Source organism: Brevundimonas sp. CURTG3B2_SDJG (assembly GCF_057364705.1).
The window spans coordinates 1-3,326 of the sequence record NZ_JBNFOJ010000298.1 but is presented as its reverse complement, the minus strand read 5'-3'; the positions used below and the strand labels follow the sequence as shown (position 1 = coordinate 3,326).

Annotated in this window: 6 protein-coding genes and 1 pseudogene; all 7 read right to left on the bottom strand. The window is 71.2% G+C overall.

The genetic code is table 11. The features are described 5' to 3' along the window. A pseudogene (locus AC2W7C_RS15405) lies at positions 1-312 on the bottom strand (hypothetical protein); the annotation flags it as partial. A gap of 4 nt (positions 313-316) precedes the next feature. Beyond that, a complete protein-coding gene (locus AC2W7C_RS15400) occupies positions 317-778 on the bottom strand; it encodes an ExbD/TolR family protein (RefSeq protein ID WP_486002194.1) in 462 nt (153 codons plus the stop codon). Next, positions 706-1,500, bottom strand: coding sequence for a protein TolQ (tolQ, locus tag AC2W7C_RS15395; RefSeq protein WP_486002193.1), 795 nt, complete (start codon positions 1,498-1,500; stop codon positions 706-708). The genes AC2W7C_RS15400 and tolQ overlap by 73 nt, the downstream gene beginning before the upstream one ends. Positions 1,501-1,655: 155 nt before the next feature. Next, positions 1,656-2,096 carry a hypothetical protein gene (locus tag AC2W7C_RS15390; RefSeq protein ID WP_486002192.1) on the bottom strand — a complete coding sequence of 147 codons (441 nt, stop codon included), beginning with the start codon at positions 2,094-2,096 and terminating at the stop codon, positions 1,656-1,658. Then, positions 2,096-2,554 (bottom strand): tol-pal system-associated acyl-CoA thioesterase, encoded by a 459-nt coding sequence (ybgC, locus tag AC2W7C_RS15385; RefSeq protein WP_486002191.1) that lies wholly within the window; start codon positions 2,552-2,554, stop codon positions 2,096-2,098. Before ybgC ends, AC2W7C_RS15390 begins: the two co-directional genes overlap by 1 nt. Further along, positions 2,551-2,922: a hypothetical protein gene (locus AC2W7C_RS15380; RefSeq protein ID WP_486002190.1), complete on the bottom strand. Its 372-nt coding sequence runs from the start codon at positions 2,920-2,922 to the stop codon at positions 2,551-2,553. Before AC2W7C_RS15380 ends, ybgC begins: the two co-directional genes overlap by 4 nt. Before the next feature lie 56 nt (positions 2,923-2,978). After that, on the bottom strand, positions 2,979-3,326 hold a 348-nt coding region (locus AC2W7C_RS15375; protein WP_486002189.1), incomplete at its 5' end, for a Holliday junction DNA helicase RuvB C-terminal domain-containing protein.

Here is a 3,326-nt window from a genome sequence, read left to right as displayed (position 1 = left end):
CGGCGTCACGGCCTTCTCGGGCGGGCGCGGCGGCGTGGGGCGCGGGGGGGTCGGTTCCGGCGGCGGCGGAGTCGGCTCGGGAACGGTTTCGACCGGAGCGCTGGAAGAGTCTTCGGTGACCGGCTCCTCGCTGGGATTGTCGGCGGGCGCGCCCAGGACCACCGTCTCGGAGACGATCTGCACCGGCACGGCGTTGATCATCTTCGGCGGCGGCTTCCCGCCCAGGCCGAGGAACAACGAGGCGCAGACGCCCCCCACCACCAGGGCGTGGACGACGACCGAGCCGACGAGCGAGGCGCCAGGCCGTTCCACGCCGTCAGCCTTCCCCCGCCGCGGGCGCGGTGTCGGTGATCAGGTTCAGCTTGGTGAAGCCCTCGGACGATAGGCGCGCCATCACCCGGGCCACGGCCTGGTAGGGGGCGCGACCGTCGGCGCGCACGAAGATCGGCTTCTCGCGGCCGTTGGGACCGGCCTCCTGGGCCACGCGCAGGGTCAGGTTCTCCCAGCGCACCTCGCGCTCGCCGACGAACATGGCGCCGTTGCGGTCGATGGAGACAGAGACCGGTTCATCGGACGCCTCGACGGCCGCGGCCTCGGTCTGGGGCAGCTCCACCGGGACGCCCACCGTCAGCAGCGGCGCCGAGATCATGAAGATGATCAGCAGCACCAGCATCACATCCACCAGCGGCGTGACGTTGATCTCGCTCAGGGGCCGCTTGCGCGCCCGCCTGCGGCCCCGGACGTGCCCGCCCGCGCCGCCGCCTCCGCCCAGCGCCATGGCTCAGACCTCCCGGCGGGTTTCGACCGGGGCGCGCCCAACCGGCGCGCCACCGCGGCCTGCAGGTCGTCGGCGAAGCTTTCCAGCCGGCCGGTGAACTTGCCCGCGTCGATCGAGAATTTGTTGTAGGCGATGTAGGCCGGAATGGCCGCGAACAGGCCGATGGCCGTGGCGAACAGAGCCTCCGAGATCGCCGGGGCCACGGTCGTCAGATTGGTGTTGCCGGCCGAGGCGATGGCGCCGAAGGCGTTCATGATCCCCCAGACCGTGCCGAACAGGCCGATGAAGGGCGAGGAGGTGGCGACCACCGACAGCACGCCCAGGCCGTTCTCGACCCGCTGGCCCTCGCGCGCGATCAGGCTGTCCAGCGCCCGGTCGATGCGCGCCATCAGCATGTTGCCCTGGCTTTCGGTCAGCGGCCCACGCGTGCGCGCCTCGCGCCAGTCGGCCAGGGCGATGACCAGCATCCGGGGAAGGGGATGCGCCGGGTTGGGGCCCGCCTGGTTGGCGATCTCCTCCAGCGACCGGCCCGACCCCACCGCCTTTTCGAAGGCGGCGGCCTGGCCGTTCAGCGAGGCGAAACGCAGGGCCTTGTCGATGATCACGGCCCACGACCAGATCGAGGCGCCGGCCAGGCCGACCATGATCGCCTTCACGACGAAATCCGCCCGCAGGAACAGGTCCACGGGGTTCAGCATCGAGGCTTCGGCGGCGAGGGTCATTCAGGCGTCCTTGCGGTCTGTCCGCCCCTGTGCAGCGGACGGTCGTGGCGGTTCTGTGGCGATTCCGTCCGTCGACGGCGGCTTCAGCGGGGGTGTAGCTTGGCTGTGGCCTGTCTGCACATGACAGGATCGCGAGGCGGGAATTTTCCGTCCCGCTACTCGACGGGGCGGCGCGTTTCGGGCTGGACGGCGACCGAGACCGGCGCCCCGACGCTGATGATCACCCCCTCGTGCCCTTCCTTGGCGATGGAGTAGGTCGCCGCGTCGCGCAGCAGCTGGTTCTCGCACGCCACGTCGTTCGGGCGGCCCAGGTCCACGCAGCCGCGCTTGGCGGCGTCGGCCCAGCCGCGCACCCGCCGCGTCGCCGCCTCGGCGCGTTTGATCGCCGCCTCGTCCTCGGCCGCCGCCTGGGCGATCAGCGCCTGACGGGCGCCCTGCTGGTACTGAAGCTCGGCCTGGCCGGCCATCCGGCGCTCCCAGACCTTGTAGTAGGGGCAGCCGACCAGCCCGCCGCCCACCAGCAGCAGGGCCAGGAGGCCGAAGGTGATCAGCAGGGTCCAGCCCTGGCGCTCGGTCATCTGCGGGTTCTGGGCCATCAGACGGTCCTTTCGTTGGCGGCCAGCCAGGGGCCGATCTTGTCGACGAGCAGCCGGGTCGGCCGACGCGGCCGTCCGTCCATGTGGATGCAGACCACCTCGACCTCGGCCCGGCAAAGCGCGTCCCCTCCCCGCGCGACCTCCTGTTCGATCAGCAGGCGCGGCCCCTTCACGGACTGGTACCAGGTGCGCACCACCAGCGCGTCGTCGATGCGCGCAGGCTTCAGGAAGCGCAGCTCCATCTTGGAGACCACGAAGGCCATCGGCTGGTCGCCGTCCAGCAGCTCGGCGTGCCCAACCCCCATCAGCCGCAGGGCGTCCGACCGCCCCCGTTCGAAATAGCGGACGTAGTTGGCGTGGTAGACCAGGCCGGTGAAGTCGGTGTCCTCGTAGTAGACGCGCACCGGCAGACGATGCTCGCGCCCCTCGAACCGGCCTGCGGTGGGGTGGTCGGTCATGAGCCCTGGATCTCTCTGGGACGCTTCAGGAAGCCGGGGCAGAGGTCGGCCTGCATCTGGTCGAACTCGCGCTTCAGCGGATCGGTCTCCAGCATCAGGCGGTTGGGGCGCGAGATGAAGGCGACCACCTGGCCCCGGTCGGCGATGTAGCCGCAGACCGCCCGCCGGCCGCCCAGTTCGGTGTAGCTGATGCGCGCCTGACGCCCTAGGTGCTCGCGCACCTGCGCGCGGGCGCGCGCCTCGGGCGAGGGCTCCCGGGGACCGAAGCCGTTCTGGCTGACCAGCCAGGCGATCAGCACGCCCAGCGCCAGCACCGCGACGCCCAGGACGGCGATCTGCCGATCGGTCGAAAATCTCCGGCGCGTCATACCCTCACCATGAGCGGACCATGCCGGGGTTCGCGCCCGAACGGAAGCGACGAGCCCTACTTCCCGCCGAACAGGTCCCCGGCCTGCGGCGCCTTGGGCGGTTCGGACAGCCCCAGATGCGCATAGGCCCGCGCGCAGGCCATGCGGCCGCGGGGCGTGCGCTGGATGAAGCCCTGCTGCAGCAGATAGGGCTCGATGACGTCCTCGACCGCGTCTTTCGCCTCGGCGATCGCCGCCGCCAGGGTATCCATGCCGACAGGGCCGCCGCCGTAGTTCTCGATCAGGGCCTTCAGGAAGCGGCGATCCAGGCTGTCCAGCCCCGCCTCGTCGACCTCCAGCCGCGACAGGGCGCGGGCGGCCTCCAGCCGGCCGATCGACGGCGCGCCCTCGGCGGTGGCGAAGTC

Excerpts from the sequence above, each read along its gene's own strand:
- AC2W7C_RS15390 (WP_486002192.1), bottom strand. The coding sequence starts at position 2,096 with ATGGCCCAGAACCCGCAGATGACCGAGCGCCAGGGCTGGACCCTGCTG.
- ybgC (WP_486002191.1), bottom strand. The coding sequence starts at position 2,554 with ATGACCGACCACCCCACCGCAGGCCGGTTCGAGGGGCGCGAGCATCGT.
- AC2W7C_RS15400 (WP_486002194.1), bottom strand. The coding sequence starts at position 778 with ATGGCGCTGGGCGGAGGCGGCGGCGCGGGCGGGCACGTCCGGGGCCGC.
- AC2W7C_RS15380 (WP_486002190.1), bottom strand. The coding sequence starts at position 2,922 with ATGACGCGCCGGAGATTTTCGACCGATCGGCAGATCGCCGTCCTGGGC.
- tolQ (WP_486002193.1), bottom strand. The coding sequence starts at position 1,500 with ATGACCCTCGCCGCCGAAGCCTCGATGCTGAACCCCGTGGACCTGTTC.